Origin of the sequence: Microcystis sp. M109S1 (genome assembly GCF_020247025.1) — a bacterium.
In the GTDB taxonomy this organism is placed as follows: domain Bacteria; phylum Cyanobacteriota; class Cyanobacteriia; order Cyanobacteriales; family Microcystaceae; genus Microcystis.
On sequence record NZ_JADBRW010000078.1, the window covers coordinates 1 to 16013 of the forward strand.

The following is a 16013-nucleotide window of genomic DNA, read 5'->3' on the forward strand; positions in this document are numbered from 1 at the left end:
GCAGGTGGTGGCGGTGAGCAGGGTGGGGATCATGATGACACCGAACCAACCGATGTATAAACGGTTGTTGGTGCTGGTGATCCACTGACAGAACTGCTCCCACAGGGAAGCGCTCTCGCGCTGTTGTAGAGTGGTGGTCATGGTTGGATAATTTCTGTATGTATTTGGTTGTCAAGGTTCTTTGTTTGACATGAGTTAATACTATCGGCTTTTTATAGTTGTGTAAAGGGGTTTTAAGAAATGTTTTTTTATCAATGTCATAACTTTTACTTATATAATTGATGTTCAGGTAAACTAGAAGCAGACAAATTCTGCAAAAATAAGCGATGATACCCGAAATTACTGCAAAACTATTGGAAGCGAAGAAGGAAAAAGGCCTGAGTTTCGCTGACCTAGAAGCGATTCTAGGACGAGATGAGGTGTGGATTGCCGCTGTTTTTTACCGGCAAGCGAGCGCCTCCCTAGAAGAAGCAAGGAAAATTGTGGCAGCTTTGGGACTGGGAACCGAAATCGTCGCATCCTTAACCGAGTATCCTGTCAAGGGATTGGGTCCGGTTGTCCCCACTGACCCCCTGATTTATCGTTTCTATGAGATCATGCAGGTGTATGGAATGCCCCTAAAATCGGTGATTCATGAAAAATTCGGCGATGGTATTATGAGTGCGATCGATTTTACCCTCGACGTGGATAAGGAGGAAGACCCTAAAGGCGATCGCGTTAAAATTACCATGTCGGGTAAGTTTTTACCCTATAAGAAGTGGTGAGTCCCCCCAAAGTCAACGGTAAGGGATTTCTATTCCTTGCCGCTCTTGCTATTTTTCTTAACAAAACTTAACAATTGACGGCAAAATTTTCCTTGCTTTTGTCGGCAGATTTTGGGACAATATTTTTAAAAGACTTTATTCATAATGGTAATCTAAGCAGTTGCTAATAAACACAAATATCCGATTATAAGAGAATCATAACCCAAGCCGCCGCCAAAGTCAAGGGATCACTCCTAATTATTCTGTGAAACTTCTAATTCCTTGAGCGGTGAAGGTTTGGGGAGACTTTTCAGTGATCAGTAAACAGTAAACAGTATATTTTGAGCCAGAAATACAATCACAAACTCGTCATGAATATGTTGATGGAAAAATTATTGCTATGACAGTAGGAACACCGACCAATAATCGCATTATTGCTAATTTATTAGTGGCTTTATATACCGCACTCACAAATCAATGTTATGCCGTTTTTGTCACTGTTCAGCGTTTATGGATACCTGAGCGGCGAATGGCCACTTATCCTGATATTATGGTAATGTCTGAACCTCTGACTTATCAAGAAAGAGGCACAGATACTTTAATTAATCCTGTTTTACTGAGGTTTTGTCTTCTTCTACTGCTAATTATGATCAAGAAGATAAATTTACTGCTTATCGAACCATTCCAACTTTTCAGGAATATTTATTAATTTCTCAGGAAAAATGTTATATTGAACAGTTTCAAAAAGAAGGCGATTGCGGGTTTTTAAAAGCTTATAAAAATCTTCCTATAATAACTTTAAAATATTTGCGGGTTGAGGTAGAGATAGCAGATATTTATAATAATGTAATCTTTAGTTAACCCCTTAAATTTGAAGCTTTTATTATCATTAAAATATATAAATATTCGTCATTTTTTTTAAATTTAGCGTAGGCAATGATTAATAGAAAAACTGAAGACTTGTGCAAGTTGTTGTGAACAAGTTACCTCCGCTATTCGGCGAAGATTAACCATAACGATAGCTCCAAAAAACATTATATTAACAAGAAATGGTGAATAGGGAACTCCGAAATATGAAGAAGCACCAGATAAAAAAAGATGTGCCACAAAATATGATACTATAACAAGCAATAAATCAGTTAAAATCGTGGATATATCTAAACTTAAGCCTAGTACAGGTGTTATGGCATAACTTAGAATAGTCAAGCTAGTACCTACTACAAATAGTAGGGATATTGCTCCAGCATCTTGTGCAAAAAATCCCCAAAATCCCAAATAAATCGCCATCAATGAAAACCCAACAGAGACAGCTTTTACGATCCCATCGTAAACATTTCTCAAAGCATTTCCCCAATCCATAAAAAATTCTCCAGCTAAGTTTGTAAATCTCTAAAGTCATGAAAGTATCAGCAAGATTGAGTAAATCTTAAAAATCTATATTATTTAGCGACCAAACATTTCAAGCAATTGCTCGAAAGTACCACAACTCTTAACTACTTCTGAGTCAAGGATTCCGACCATAAAAAATCCCGAAATTACAAAAACGAGAAGACCCTCTTGAAAATTACTGGTAGGCGCTATACTTGGTAACATTCCGAAAGCCCATAATGCAATGTCTCTGGCCAAAGTCATCAGAAGTTGTTCCTGTGATGATTGGTTTAAAAACATCTGTAAAAGAAACTGAAAAAATATTGTTCCTATAAGTATATGCCAATTTAGAAAGACTTGGGCAACTAATTCACGTGTAAATAACCCAACAACAGCAAGTAATACACCATAGAAGAAAAAGAAATATGAAATTAAACAACTCAAGTAATGAGGCATTATTAGCAAACCATTTGCCAAATCCATAAAAAATTCTCCAGCTAACTTTTTAATTTTCCGAAGTTATAAAAGTATCAGCAAGATTGAGTAAATTTCAACAATTTGTGTCCCTCGATTTACTCGCCAAATAATTGACTGTGAACAGCGTTTACAAACGCCTCTGCTTCTGATTTTTGCCATGGCCATCCAGTGACAGGAGTTGCTGTTCCTCCGGCCGTAACCACGTTTACCGTTGGAGAACCCCACATCAATAGAATACCAACAATCAAGGGAATAATACCCACTACTACAGTTATCAAAACAATTCCTAAAACAATAAGTAATAGTCCCCCAAAAACTTTCCTATCCATTTCATATCGAACGGCAACAACTTGCTTGAGAGGAACATCTTCTCTTCGTCCACCACTAAACCAGCTTTTTTTCGCCATATAGGTAAGTCTTTTGTTCGTTACAATACCAAAGCAGTTGTCAACTAAGACATTTTCTTTAGAACTTGATGTCATTTTTTCCTCCTCATTTGATTTGTGTAATGGTTGATCGTGTGACCTGGACTGCATTGCCTAAAGCCAGTTTAGGCATCCTGACTGTGATATACTAAAATCTGTACTATCACACATTTTCTTTAGATTGCCTAAATAAAGCCTTGAAACTGCTTAATTACTTAGGATACATCGTAGTCTTGAGTTTAGTCAGTCGGAAAAGTCGGAACTTACAGCCAAACAATTGATCTGAAATATCGGAAATATCAGCTAAAATAACTAAAAAACTTACCTAATCTATAGTCCATGTTTCAAGCTAATCTATCTAATACGGTGTTAAATCTCTTAGATGAGTTGGTTTTTGCCAAAACAGATCAACATCTAGACTATCTTCAAAAAACTATCTTGCAAGGGACCTTAGAAGGTTACAAATACTCAGAAGTTGCCAAAGAATCTCATCTTAGTGAAGGTCATATTCGAGATAGTGCTTCAGAATTATGGAAAATTTTGTCAGAAGTTTTAGGGGAAGATATTACTAAATCAAATATTAGAGCAGTTTTAAAGAAATCTCAGTTCTATAATCATATTTCATCAGGTAGAGATTTTGTTTCTCTTAATAATGTCAATCTCTGTACTTCTAATCTATCTGCGTCTAATGGCAATAACCACCAATCTCAACCTGACAATAATCGTACCTATTTAGATTTAGGTCATATTCCTGAAATAACTCAATTTTATGGGAGAGTTGCCGAATTAAATAATCTAGAAACTTGGATAGTTGCGGAGAAATACCGTTTGGTTACTGTGTTAGGTTTAAAAGGAATTGGTAAAACCACCCTTTCTTTGAAACTGGTTGATAAAATCAAAAATAGTTTTAATTATGTTATTCGCAGAAGTTTGTATTTTTGTCCAAAATTAGATGAACTTTTAAGTGAAATTTTACCCTCTATCAATCCTCAATTAAAGCTCTCTCAAAGTCTTGACAAGAAATTAAATTTATTCTTAGAGTTAATAAAAAGCCATCGCTGTTTGATTATTTTTGATGATTTACAAAGTCTATTTGACTCTAAAAAACTAGCAGGTAATTATCAAAAAGATTACCAAGATTATCAACTATTGTTTAAAAGCATTGCTGAAGTCAATCATCAAAGCTGTTTACTGTTGTTGAGTCAAGAAAAACCTATTGATACGACTTTTTATGGACAGAAAAATAAATTCATTAAAACATTAATCGTAGAAGGTTTAGAAGAAGATGCAATAGAAATTTTGCGCCATCATAATCTATTAAATGAAGACAGTTGGGAAACCCTAATTAAACGTTATCAAGGTCATCCTCTTTGGTTAGAATTAGTTGCCAGTTTTATTCAAGAGATGTTTTTGGGTAAGGTTGCTGACTTTTTAGAACTTAAATACCCGATTGCCGAAGAAACTTTAGAGCAGACTTTATTAAGTATTTTAGAACCTTTAACAGAATCAGAAAAACTAATGTTAATAGAGTTCGCAAATTTCAATCAACCTATTTCCATTAAAGAAATGATCGACCAAACCTCTCTAGATTATACAGATTCTTTGAAAGCAATTCAATCTCTAATCAGACGAATAATAGTGGCAAAAGATGAGAACGCTCTATTGTGTTTAAATCCTGTTTTTAAAGCTTATGTAATTAATCATCAAATCTAGATATGAGTCGAAAGCAAGAGAAATTTTAGCTAATTTTATCGCAATCATAATAGTTTACGAAATTCTACGACTGTCAAATAGTTACACCTGCATTTTAATTTCAGGAATTTCCCCATCTTGCCAGCGTTCTTCTAAGGCTGCAAGATACTCACGAATTGCATCTTGTATATTAATTAATGCCTCTTCCTCAGTGTCTCCCTCAGACCAACAACCAGGGAGTGCAGGAACGCCAACAGTAATTCCTTCTTCAGAACGATAAAGGACAATTTTGTATTTCATCATAAGTTCCTTCTAGATAGCACTTCATTAAGAAGTGGTGAGTACGGCCAAAGTCAACGGTAAGGGATTTCTATTCCTTGCCGCTCTTGCTATTTTTCTTAACAAAACTTAACAATTGACGGCGAAATTTTCCTTGCTTTTGTCGTGAGATTTTGGGATAATATTTTTAAAAGACTTTATTCATAATGATAATCTAAGCACTTCATAATAGACACAACCATCCCATTATAAAAGAATCATAACCCAAGGTGCCGCCAAAGTCAAGGGATCACTCCTAATTAGGGTCTGCTGAAAAAGTTTTTCGTGGGGACAGGGTGTGGGGAATTATCAATTGGGGAGTGGGAAGACAGTAAACTGATAACTGATAACTGATAACTGCCTAACCTAAATCTCGGTCTTTAGTGACGGTAATTTCCTTAGATAAATGTCGATACCAAGTAAAATAGAGACCGATGGAAAGCAAAAGAAAAACCAAAGCCAAAATCTTCAAACTTTGCCACTGCTTGATAATTAAAACAATCCCCATCATAAACAGGACTAATTGCCAAGGAACAGTGAGAAAAGCGGCGATGATATCCCGTTGATTTTCCGCTTTAATTTTTGCCTGTAGGTTAGGTTTAACACTTTGACGGACTTCTCCCCAAAAGCCAAAAGGTCGGGTAATATTATAGAAATTTTCCATAACTAAACTATCGGTGGGAGGAGTTAACAAAGTAGCGATAATACAGCCAGCTAAAGCGAACAAACTCGGCACAAGAAAGAGAATAAGTTCCTGATATTGACTGTGACGAAAGAAAGGTAAAATTATCGCTTGTGAGGCAATAGCCGCAATCATTCCCGCTAAAGTTCCCACGGCAAAACCATAACCATTAAAGCGCCACCAATACCAACGCAATAGGAGAGGAACTGCTAATCCCACCCCTAATCCCGTGGTTAACCAACCCCAAATATCATTGACATTTTGGATATTAAAACTCAAAACTAAGCCAATTACGACCACAAAAACCGAGGCCAAACGACCTTGAAAAACTAACTCCTGTTCTCCCGCATTCGGTTTCAAAAAAGCTTGATAGATATCTTTGACCCAATAGGCAGCACTAGCGTTAATAACCGCGTTAAAAGTGGACATAGCTGCCGCCAAAAAAGAAGCAATTAATAACCCTTTCATCCCCACAGGAATGTATTGAGTAATCACCGTGGCGAGAATTCTTTCTGGATCTGTAATCGTGCCTTCGGTTAAACCGTAGTGAATACCTAAAACCGCAAAAGCTGTGACTAAAGGCCAACGGAAAGAAAGCAGAATAATCCAGAATAAAGATAATAAACCGGCATCTCGATCGCTTTTGGCGGCTAGGTATCGTTGTAACATATAACCACCGCTGCCGCTGCAACCTTCGATGATGGTTTTAACTAAATAAAAGAAAATCACCCCACCAAACAAATTAAAGATGGCATAATCTCCGGGTAAATCCAAAGTCAGAGAGGGAAAAATACTAGCCCAGTCGGTTAAATTCCAAGTTTTTGGCTCCGCTGCCCCCGGAATTGCTACGGTAAAAGTATCAGGAAGATTAACAGTAAAAAAAGCCACTGTCGATACATAAATTACCGCCACAAAAATCAGAAATCCTTGAAATAAATCGGTAATTACCCCACCATAAAAACCACTGGCCACCGTATAAATCAAGGTTAGAAGAATTAATATCACCGAAGCAAGACGATCATCCATGCCCAGAAACTGCCCTAAAAATTTCCCCCCCGCAACGGAGAAATAACTCATCGCACCGATAGAGAATAAGAGAGTGGCGACGGCGCTAATAATTCGGGCAAAATTCCCCTGTTTTCCAGTTCCAAAGCGAAATTGCATCCATTCCGCCATGGTCATAACTTGGGCGCGACGATTCCATTTGCCCATAAAAGCCATGAGAAAGGCCATAATTAGGACAACACCGCCGCGAATTTCGATAAATAGTCCTTTGGGGCCGACGGCGTAAATTAGGGCAGAAATGACCATAGTTCCCGCTAAATCGGTGTTAGCTGCCATTCCCGACACCCCCAACATCCACCAGGGCAAATTACGATTACCTAAAAAGTAGGATTCTAGACCTTGAGAAGCTTTTTTCTCGGCTACAATCCCGATTATTAGGGTTGCTGCCAGATAAAGCAGGATAATTACATAATCAATTAACTGCATAGTTGAGATCAATTTAACTTTCGATCTTTATAGCATCAATTGACTACGATTTCTGGCTAACGGTTTCTTTTTCTAAGACTTGCACCCGTTGCTCTAGCTTTTTTAAATCTTCCTTTAATTCAATTACTAAAGTGGCTAAACGCTGGAACAGTGGGTCACTTTCCCCGACTACTTCCCCATTTACTATACCCGTTCCCGATCGCCGTTGGGGAATCGGAGCGGCATTTTCCCCGCGGGTGGATATTCCTCGAATCTGACTTTCAAGGCGCTCGACTCGATTGCGGAGACTAATTAACTCCGATCTTACCGCCGTATCCGATTGTGCTTTGCTGGCATTAACAAAACTCAGTATTAGCAAAAGGGAGATAATCAGCGCTAAAAAGCCATAAAAAGAGATTTTAGCTAATTTCATCGATTTTACCCCCTATCTATCTTACCCGACTTAATGTTAAGAAACGTGGCTAAATCTAAAGCTTAATTGCAATTCTGCCCCCAGGTGATTAGTTGCTCAAAAGAGGATGATAAGGTAAAAAACACGATTTTGTCGAAATTTGGCCTTATCTCTATGTATAAAAACTCGGATAAAGATTTTCTCGGAGCGGCAATCACAGCCGGTTTAGGTGCGGGAATCGTCACTTCTTTTGCCGTCAATCAAGGACAAGACATCGGTACAGCTTTAGGAATTACCGCTTTAGCGGCTCTTTGCGGTGTTATCTGCCGTCATTTTGACCTAATGTGATTGCAATCTTCCTCACACATCCAATTCTGCCGAAAAATCCCGTTTTTTCTCGTATTGATAGGGACCGAGCAGAGCGCCCCAAATTCCCTTACCGGTGCCAGGATCTAGGCCTTTATCGTAGGTTTTTAGGCTATGACTCGTCACCTCGAAACCTAAAGCCACCTGATAGGTTGTACCCTCATAGGTGAATTGACAGCGCTGTTCCGGTTGCGGTTGGGCGATAAACTGGTATTGATTATCAGCGAGAGTATGGACTTTGACCGCTAAAGTGCAAGTAGGCAGGAAAGTTAGGTCTTCTAAGCTAATTTTTCGCAAAATATCGGGATTTTTGCCCGCACCTTGCACGGATTTCAGGTCATTAAACATATAATGCCTAACCTCTAACCCTCCCGATTCCGAGCGCATTAATCGCCACAGTCGCGGTCGGTAAGGTTGGTCTAAATTGATTATACTCGCCTGTTCGGCAAAAAGAGCGATGCTGTCTTCCCGAAATAAAGGCAGCGGACGCAACCATAAACGCAGGTGAACGTACCACACCGGTTCTGCTTGCGCTTGCCGTTGATTTTCAAATTCACCTGCGAGATACCGACCGAAAGTGATTAATTCAGGGGTCATAGCTGAAAAAATTCTCCTTATTGCCTCAAAATTAATCCTAACACCCAGAGAACTCACTTTTTTGACAAAAATGACCTTCAGGCTACCGGAACCCGCTTAAACCCGGCTATTCCCCCTTTAGTGTACCAATATTCCCAGCGACCGCCAGCAGCACTAGACCAATCCTTGAGGTCAAATTTACCGCTGCCGGAGGGAGTTCCCGCGATGCGATAGACTTTCACCGCTTGACCGTTATTATTCCAGATTAAAGGCCGATCCGGCTCCATCTGTTCGGGTAGAGTCCCGTTAGTTTGCAGAAAATAGGCATCTTGTCCCTTATCGGTGCCGTTGCCGTAGACTTTGGCGATACCATGATCATCGATCGCCAGAAAAGCACCTTCTTCTAAACCGATAGCGTAGGCGGGCAGTTGATTGTGATTATCGTGTACATTGCGGGCTAAAAAACCAAAAAGGCGACCATATCTTGTTTCGGGATGATCTTGATTGAGTCGATCCAAATGGGTATCTGTCACGACTTTTTTGAGAAAAGGAACCCGAATAAAATCACTCCGATAGAAGTCTTTAGTGTTGAAGTGAAAGGGATTATTTAAGATTTCCGAACTCAGTACCCCTTCGTGAGTGGGCGCATAGTAAAAATCACCCAGAATAGCCATTCCTGCGCTGGTTCCCGCCACGGGAACTTTTTTATCATTGATCAGATAATTGATCGCTGTTTCCACCTTTGTGCTTTCCCACAAATCCTCGTACTGATTTTGATCACCACCGGCAAAAAAAAGAATATCGGCATTACGAATATATTCGATAACATCAGGATGATTCGCCGCTTCACGACTATCAATTGATAGTTCCGCCGCCGAGCCGATCAGGGAGCGGTAATTATCGCAAATCCAATCAGCTTGACCGCCAAGATTGCCAAAGCGCAACACTAAGTAATTACCGCCTTTAGCTCGATTCAATAACCATTTTGTCGCCTGATCTTCTCCTAATTTACCTCCTTCCGCTCCCCCGATTAATAAAATACCCGATTGATGTTTTACCGACTGAAAATTGGCTTGTCCACAACGACAAGAATAAAGAAAATCTTGGTCATTATTGTCTAACATAGTCTTATACCCTCGCTCCTTAGCTTACTCTTTCTATCCTAGCTTTAACTAGGACAAAATCAGAGTTTTCTACCATAAAAGTTAACAACAAAGCTGATCTATAGCTGAAATCGGTAGCGGCAAAACTCCCTAGTTTACATTCTGTTAAAAATCGTTCTATAATAATTTAAGGCTAGAAACTGGCAATTATTACTGTTGAAGTTGAAAATCGGCGGGCGATATGTTAAACAGACGTTCTTTTTTGCAAGGATTAGGTACAATCGCCTTAGCGGGGGGTTTAAGTGGCTGCGCTTCTGGAAGCGGCGATCCGAGCATTTTTCTCCTATCTGGTTCGATTCCGCCGCGATTACTAACAGATTTTCGGAAAACTATTGCCGAAAAAAAAGTAAATTTTCAGTCGGAAAGGCAGCTGAAAGAGCTATTAAAATTGTTGGAAAAATGGTTAAAAAATCAGGAGCAACCAGCCTCACAATTTTCGATTCCTATCCCTTTTAGGGAACAAAACCCAGCGCTGGGTAATTTAGTCACCCTAGGGGATGCTTGGCTAGGAAAAGCGATTACCAACGGCTTAATTCAACCCCTAGATACTTCTCAACTTTCTAATTGGTCAAAACTGCCCCCCCGTTGGCAAGAAAACATGACTCGCAATGCCCAAGGACAACCGCAAACAGAGGGTAAAGTCTGGGGTGCGCCCTACCGTTGGGGAATGACAGTAATTGCCTATAATGAGGAAAAATTCGCTCAATTTGACTGGCGGCCACAAGATTGGTCCGATCTATGGCGACCGGAATTAACCGGTAAAATTGCCCTAATTGATAATCGTCGCGAAGTCATCGGTTTAACACTAAAAAAATTGGGTTATTCTTATAATTCTAGTGATTTAAAGCAAGTGACGGCACTAAAAGACCAGCTATTTGCTTTACAAAAACAGGTAAGATTTTATAGTTCTCAACATTATTTACAACCCCTGATACTCGGTGATGTCTGGCTATCTGTGGGTTGGTCTAATGATATTTTACCAGTGAGTGATCGCTATAATAAAATTAAAGTTGTTGTCCCCAAATCTGGGACTTCTCTCTGGTCAGATGTGTGGGTAAAACCAGTTTTAACTACTCCTAATTCTCTTGTCGAGCAATGGATTGATTTTTGTTGGCAACCAGAATCCGCCACTAAAATTTCTTTATTTACCTCCGGATTATCACCCCTAATTCTCACTCAAAATCCCGACCAAATTCCCCCAGATATTAAAAATAATCCTTTACTTGTCAATCCAGAAGCAATCAAAAACAGCGATTTTTTAAACCCTTTATCGCCAGCAACCGAGCAAGAATACGAGCAATTGTGGCAAGCAATGCGACAGTTAGTATAGTCAGGAGATAATAGACAAAATTATGCGAGAATATCGAGGTGAAAATTACATTTACCTAACTGATTCTAGCTGATAAGTAGGGAGGCACAATTATTTGTAGGATGGGTTAGCGCACTTCGTAACCCATGCGGGCGTTGGGTTTCATACTTCAACCCAACCTACGTTCATCTTATATTTAATTCCACCCACCTACTTAACTGATAACTGATAACTGATAACTGATTAAGCGGGTTTACTTTGGGTTTCTTGGGCGAGAAAAGTAAGGATAGAAGCTTTCTCAATTAATCCCAAAACCGTGCCGTTTTCTTCTACCACTGTCACTTGAGATAAATTTTCTCCTTCCAAAATTTTCACCACATCTAGGAGGGAAGTATTAGACAAAACCAGTTTGAGACTTTCGCTAGTTTGTAATAACCGGCCGATATTTACCTCTGTCCATTGGGAAGTAGGAATCGTTTTCAGATCCTCTACATTAATCACTCCTAATAGTTTACCTTCGCTATCGGTAACTAAGAATTTAGACCATTGTTGTTTACCGATAACATAATTATTAGCAAACTCGCGCAGGGTTAAATTAATCGGCACTACAGGACTATTAGGAGAGATAACATCTTTAGCGGTGTAGCGACTTAAGAAATCTTGAACCTTAGCTGATTGAGCGGAAAAGCCGGCATTTTGTAGGAGGAAAATGCCAATTAATAGCGTCCAAAAACTGCCAAATTGACTGATTCCGAGAATTGATAGCGCACCGATGACAATCGCTAACCAACCAAAAAATTGACCGAAACGACTAGCGAATAAAACCCCTTTATTGGGATTACCCGTTACTTGCCAGACGATGGCTTTAAGGATATTACCACCATCTAAAGGTAAACCGGGGATCAGGTTAAATAACCCTAGGGCGAGGTTGATATAGGCCAGGAGAGAAAGAATCGCCGCCAGGGGCGCGCTTAAACTAATATTGGAACCAATAATTAGGAAGATACCGAAGAGCAGTAAACTAACTAAAGGGCCAGCAATTGCTACTAGAAAAGCTTCTAGAGGAGTTTTCGATTCTCTGCCGAGAGTTGCCAACCCACCGAATAAAAAGAGGGTAATTGATTTGACTTCAATACCTTGGGCGATGGCAACAAAACTATGACCTAATTCGTGGGCAACCACGGAGGCAAATAGGAGAATAGCGGCAAAAAATCCTAATAGCCAGGGCATGATTCCCGTTAACTGGGGAAACTGACTTAAATCTCTCCCATAGGTTAAGGTAATTAACCCCAGAACGAAGAACCAAGAAGGATTAATATAAAAGGGAATTCCAAAGAGATTCCCGACTCTAATGTTGCCATTCATTTTGTATCTTCTCCAATTATTGGGGACTAACGCCAAGAAGATTAGGTTATCAATTACGCCATTCACTTCTGTTAACAATTGTAACAAAAATGAAAATCTCCCCGGCATTCCTTCAGGGAGTAAAAACCGTCATCCCTGTGGTTCGGTTATTTTCGTAGGAGAATTAAATCAATGATTAATTATTTACGGGGACAAGCGATCGAGGTGCTCAAAACCCCTAATAACCGACTGATCTTGATTTTAGACGTAAACCAGATCGGTTACGAAATCCAAATTCCCTCGCGATTAGCCCTAGACATCGGCAACGATAACAATGATAGTTGTCAGATTTTTACTCACCTACTCCTTCGCGAGGAGCAGCCTTTATTGTACGGTTTCGGCACCGCCCCAGAGCGAGATCTGTTTCGTCAACTGCTTTCCGTCAATGGAGTTGGAGCGCAATTAGCCCTAGCTTTAATCGATACCTTGGGGATTGAGGAACTTGTGGTGGCGATAGTGACAGGAAATACCAAAATTTTGAGCAAAACCCCCGGAGTCGGCTTAAAAACAGCAGAGAGAATCGCTTTAGAGTTAAAAACTAAATTGGCAGCATGGCGACAACTAAGAGAAGCGACGACGACAACCACGGCAATACTACCGGCAGCGGAAATCCTTGAAGATGTGCAGATGACCCTTTTAGCTTTAGGATACAGCCGGGAGGAGATCGATCGAGCTATCGCAGTCCTCAGTCAAGATGCTTTATTTAGTAAAAATACTCAGCCAGAAGACTGGATTAAAGGAGCCATTAATTGGCTAGGGTAAACCAGGAGACAGCCTTTTCAGTGATCAGTGATCAGATGCGAGTTTTCAGTTCACTAGACATCTCCAAAAATTATAACCCAATCACAGCTTGCTTTTGGTCTATGTACTAACCAAGTAGTTCGATGGCTGAAATGTATATCTATCGTTGCTAATTCAATTTCACTGAAAAAATATGAGGCAATTAAAATCATTTTTATTTGGGTAGATTCCTTAACTAGAAAGACTTTTAGTCTTGAGATAATATTAGATCGAGGTTCACTGATTACTGATTACTGTTTACTGCTCACTGAAAAATCGCTCCCCACTCTGGTGCTTCCTTCTTCGGGCAAATGTTAAAAAGTATTACGAAAATAGTGAGAAGGTGAACCAGATGCCGCAAAATAGTTGCGTTAGGTCGCTCTAGCTAGGGAAGTCTTGAGACGCTGAGGCGGAAACGAGATAACTTGAGCCTAGTGACCACAACTGCTATAAAATGTCAGATTAAGTTTATTAATCTCACTTAGTTGGGAGGAATCCATCAATGAGTATCGTCACGAAATCGATCGTGAATGCTGATGCTGAAGCTCGTTACCTCAGCCCCGGCGAACTAGACAGAATTAAAGCCTTCGTTACCAGTGGTGCCGCTCGTTTACGCATCGCTGAAACCCTAACCGGCGCTCGCGAAACCATCGTCAAACAAGCTGGCGATCGCTTATTCCAAAAACGTCCTGACATCGTTTCCCCCGGTGGCAACGCTTACGGCGAAGAAATGACCGCTACCTGTCTGCGTGACATGGACTACTACCTACGTTTAATCACCTACGGAGTAGTTGCTGGTGATGTCACCCCGATTGAAGAAATCGGTTTAGTCGGTGTGCGTGAAATGTACAAATCTTTAGGAACCGACATCGGTGCCGTAGCTCAAAGCGTTCGCGAAATGAAAGAAGTTGCTACCGGTCTTATGTCTTCTGACGATGCTTCTGAAGCTTCTTCCTACTTCGATTACGTGATCGGCTCTATGTCCTAGAATAACTCCTTTGTGAATTGTTCTAGACACACCCCTCGTAAACCTCTTAAGATTAAGCAAAACCCAAGGAAGAACCACCATGCAAGACGCAATTACTTCTGTTATCAACTCTTCTGACGTTCAAGGCAAATACCTTGACGCTGCTGCTCTCGGCAAACTGAAAGGCTACTTCGCCACCGGTGAACTGCGCGTGCGCGCCGCTAGTGTCATTAGCGCTAACGCTGCTGGTATCGTTAAAGAAGCTGTGGCTAAGTCCCTGTTATACTCTGACGTAACCCGTCCCGGTGGCAATATGTACACCACCCGTCGTTACGCCGCTTGTATCCGTGACCTCGACTACTATCTCCGTTATGCTACCTACGCTATGTTAGCTGGAGATCCTTCTATCCTCGACGAGCGCGTTCTCAACGGACTGAAAGAAACCTACAACTCTTTAGGTGTACCCATCTCCTCCACCGTTCAAGCTATCCAAGCGATGAAAGAAGTCACCGCTAGTTTAGTTGGTGCTGATGCGGGTAAAGAAATGGGGATTTACTTCGACTACATTAGCTCTGGCTTAAGCTAGAAGTAACGAACTCGGACAAAATAGGGTTCGGGAAGCCGAGGATGAGTGCTAGGTCTTTAAAGGCTGAATCTGTCCAAGATAGGTTTTGACGAGCTAGTATTGATCCTTGACTCCCGACCTTTGTTATTTTAGGAAAAAGCCTTCGTTAGTTTAAGCGACAAGTTTTTCAGCGATTAGGAGAAATCAATCCATGCGGATGTTCAAAATCACCGCTTGTGTTCCTAGCCAAAGCCGCATTCGGACACAACGGGAATTACAAAATACCTATTTCACCAAACTCGTTCCCTACGATAATTGGTTTCGTGAGCAACAACGCATCATGAAAATGGGCGGCAAAATTGTCAAAGTGCAGTTAGCTACTGGTAAACCGGGAACTAATACAGGTTTACTGTAATTGGCTGCCACTGGAACTTAAAAAAAGAGGTCTTTCCAGACCTCTTTTTGCTTTAGGGATTTTTTTCAAACTGCAAAGCGGCAGAGTTGAGACAATAGCGTTTTCCCGTCGGGGGTGGACCATCATTAAAAACGTGACCGAGATGAGCATCACAGGCGGCACAAACAATCTCTGTCCGCACCATGAAAAAACTAACATCTCGTTCGTACTTAATATTAGCCTCGTTAGTAGCGGTCCAGAAACTCGGCCAACCAGTACCCGAATCATACTTGTTGTCAGAAGTAAATAACTCCGTACCACAGCAGACACATTTGTAAATACCTTTTTCTTTATTATCGTGATATTTACCCGTAAAAGCCCGTTCTGTTCCCTTTTTGCGAGTAACTTGGAACTGTTCGGGAGTTAGCTGGGCCTGCCATTCCGCCTCGGTTTTACGAACTTTTTCTACCATAGTCATGACAACCGCCATTATGATTAAATTTCTCTTTTTAGTCTAACCTGAGTTCGAGATCTGGGTTTTTTTCATAAACATGAAGTATGACCTGATTTGGCATCCGCTTCTGACGACGGACTCCCCAAAAGGAAAACTTGGTCAAGAAACCCTATAAACTTAGCATAAGCTGAACTTATATCTTCAACAAGTAATACTTTTCTGAAACCCCTTTACAAACCGTTACAAAATCTCTAAGATAGAGACATCATCAATCGTACCTCGATAACTTAATAGGAATCATAAACCAATGACCACCACTCTACAACAGCGCGAGAGCGCTTCCCTGTGGGAGCAGTTCTGTCAGTGGATCACCAGCACCAACAACCGTTTATACATCGGTTGGTTCGGTGTCATCATGATCCCCACCCTGCTCACCGCCACCACCTGC

At 40.6% G+C, this 16013-nt stretch carries 18 protein-coding genes and 3 pseudogenes; 10 read left to right on the forward strand and 11 right to left on the reverse strand.

Features of this window, described 5'->3' with window-relative positions; all coding sequences use genetic code 11:
• Positions 1 to 141: pseudogene (locus tag IM322_RS03830) on the reverse strand (photosystem II q(b) protein); the annotation flags it as partial.
• A 185-nt stretch (positions 142 to 326) separates the two neighbouring features.
• On the opposite strand from IM322_RS03830, the gene cynS reads away from it, so the two are divergent.
• Complete coding sequence (gene cynS, locus IM322_RS03835; RefSeq protein ID WP_287674612.1) at positions 327 to 764, forward strand: cyanase; 438 nt, start codon at positions 327 to 329, stop codon at positions 762 to 764.
• A gap of 331 nt (positions 765 to 1095) precedes the next feature.
• A pseudogene (locus IM322_RS23155) lies at positions 1096 to 1604 on the forward strand (Uma2 family endonuclease).
• Positions 1605 to 1667: 63 nt separating this feature from the next.
• Here IM322_RS23155 and IM322_RS03850 read toward each other — a convergent pair.
• From IM322_RS03850 to IM322_RS03860, 3 genes are all read right to left on the reverse strand, one after another.
• Complete coding sequence (locus IM322_RS03850) at positions 1668 to 2102, reverse strand: hypothetical protein (protein WP_287674619.1); 435 nt, start codon at positions 2100 to 2102, stop codon at positions 1668 to 1670.
• Between the two features lie 84 nt (positions 2103 to 2186).
• Positions 2187 to 2594 (reverse strand): hypothetical protein, encoded by a 408-nt coding sequence (locus IM322_RS03855; protein WP_287674621.1) that lies wholly within the window; start codon positions 2592 to 2594, stop codon positions 2187 to 2189.
• An 89-nt stretch (positions 2595 to 2683) separates the two neighbouring features.
• Positions 2684 to 3070, reverse strand: a complete 387-nt coding sequence (locus tag IM322_RS03860) for a hypothetical protein (protein WP_287674622.1) — start codon at positions 3068 to 3070, stop codon at positions 2684 to 2686.
• Positions 3071 to 3352: 282 nt separating this feature from the next.
• On the opposite strand from IM322_RS03860, the gene IM322_RS03865 reads away from it, so the two are divergent.
• On the forward strand, positions 3353 to 4726 hold the full coding sequence (locus IM322_RS03865; RefSeq protein ID WP_287674623.1) for a helix-turn-helix domain-containing protein: 1374 nt from the start codon (positions 3353 to 3355) through the stop codon (positions 4724 to 4726).
• A gap of 81 nt (positions 4727 to 4807) precedes the next feature.
• Here IM322_RS03865 and IM322_RS03870 read toward each other — a convergent pair whose 3' ends face one another.
• The 3 genes from IM322_RS03870 to IM322_RS03880 form a co-directional block, all read right to left on the reverse strand.
• Positions 4808 to 5005: a type II toxin-antitoxin system HicB family antitoxin gene (locus IM322_RS03870; RefSeq protein WP_287674625.1), complete on the reverse strand. Its 198-nt coding sequence runs from the start codon at positions 5003 to 5005 to the stop codon at positions 4808 to 4810.
• Between the two features lie 379 nt (positions 5006 to 5384).
• Complete coding sequence (locus IM322_RS03875) at positions 5385 to 7196, reverse strand: sodium:solute symporter family protein (protein ID WP_287674628.1); 1812 nt, start codon at positions 7194 to 7196, stop codon at positions 5385 to 5387.
• 43 nt (positions 7197 to 7239) lie between these two features.
• Complete coding sequence (locus IM322_RS03880; protein WP_287674629.1) at positions 7240 to 7608, reverse strand: hypothetical protein; 369 nt, start codon at positions 7606 to 7608, stop codon at positions 7240 to 7242.
• A 153-nt stretch (positions 7609 to 7761) separates the two neighbouring features.
• Between IM322_RS03880 and IM322_RS03885 the strand changes: the two genes are divergently transcribed.
• Positions 7762 to 7935 carry a hypothetical protein gene (locus tag IM322_RS03885; RefSeq protein WP_002791720.1) on the forward strand — a complete coding sequence of 58 codons (174 nt, stop codon included), beginning with the start codon at positions 7762 to 7764 and terminating at the stop codon, positions 7933 to 7935.
• Between the two features lie 12 nt (positions 7936 to 7947).
• Here IM322_RS03885 and IM322_RS03890 read toward each other — a convergent pair whose 3' ends face one another.
• Together IM322_RS03890 and IM322_RS03895 are read right to left on the reverse strand one after the other, a co-directional pair.
• The gene (locus IM322_RS03890) at positions 7948 to 8550 is read right to left on the reverse strand and encodes a chromophore lyase CpcT/CpeT (protein WP_287674631.1); all 603 of its coding nucleotides are present in this window, start codon (positions 8548 to 8550) and stop codon (positions 7948 to 7950) included.
• A gap of 77 nt (positions 8551 to 8627) precedes the next feature.
• Positions 8628 to 9653 (reverse strand): cyanophycinase, encoded by a 1026-nt coding sequence (locus tag IM322_RS03895; RefSeq protein WP_287674633.1) that lies wholly within the window; start codon positions 9651 to 9653, stop codon positions 8628 to 8630.
• 220 nt (positions 9654 to 9873) lie between these two features.
• Here IM322_RS03895 and IM322_RS03900 point away from each other — a divergent pair, with 220 nt between their 5' ends.
• The gene (locus tag IM322_RS03900; RefSeq protein ID WP_287079533.1) at positions 9874 to 11022 is read left to right on the forward strand and encodes a substrate-binding domain-containing protein; all 1149 of its coding nucleotides are present in this window, start codon (positions 9874 to 9876) and stop codon (positions 11020 to 11022) included.
• 222 nt (positions 11023 to 11244) lie between these two features.
• On the opposite strand, the gene IM322_RS03905 is transcribed toward IM322_RS03900, so the two are convergent.
• Positions 11245 to 12474 (reverse strand): site-2 protease family protein, encoded by a 1230-nt coding sequence (locus IM322_RS03905; protein WP_287674635.1) that lies wholly within the window; start codon positions 12472 to 12474, stop codon positions 11245 to 11247.
• 63 nt (positions 12475 to 12537) lie between these two features.
• On the opposite strand from IM322_RS03905, the gene ruvA reads away from it, so the two are divergent.
• The 4 genes from ruvA (at position 12538) to IM322_RS03925 (ending at position 15132) form a co-directional block, all read left to right on the forward strand.
• Complete coding sequence (gene ruvA / locus IM322_RS03910) at positions 12538 to 13167, forward strand: Holliday junction branch migration protein RuvA (RefSeq protein WP_287674636.1); 630 nt, start codon at positions 12538 to 12540, stop codon at positions 13165 to 13167.
• Positions 13168 to 13687: 520 nt separating this feature from the next.
• Positions 13688 to 14173, forward strand: a complete 486-nt coding sequence (gene apcA, locus IM322_RS03915; protein ID WP_002744263.1) for an allophycocyanin subunit alpha — start codon at positions 13688 to 13690, stop codon at positions 14171 to 14173.
• A gap of 79 nt (positions 14174 to 14252) precedes the next feature.
• Positions 14253 to 14738, forward strand: a complete 486-nt coding sequence (gene apcB / locus IM322_RS03920) for an allophycocyanin subunit beta (RefSeq protein ID WP_024970985.1) — start codon at positions 14253 to 14255, stop codon at positions 14736 to 14738.
• Positions 14739 to 14928: 190 nt separating this feature from the next.
• Positions 14929 to 15132, forward strand: a complete 204-nt coding sequence (locus IM322_RS03925; protein WP_002739162.1) for a phycobilisome linker polypeptide — start codon at positions 14929 to 14931, stop codon at positions 15130 to 15132.
• A gap of 52 nt (positions 15133 to 15184) precedes the next feature.
• Here IM322_RS03925 and msrB read toward each other — a convergent pair whose 3' ends face one another.
• The gene (gene msrB / locus IM322_RS03930) at positions 15185 to 15601 is read right to left on the reverse strand and encodes a peptide-methionine (R)-S-oxide reductase MsrB (RefSeq protein WP_287674638.1); all 417 of its coding nucleotides are present in this window, start codon (positions 15599 to 15601) and stop codon (positions 15185 to 15187) included.
• Positions 15602 to 15872: 271 nt separating this feature from the next.
• On the opposite strand from msrB, the pseudogene IM322_RS03935 reads away from it, so the two are divergent.
• Positions 15873 to 16013 (forward strand): annotated as a pseudogene (locus IM322_RS03935) (photosystem II q(b) protein); the annotation flags it as partial.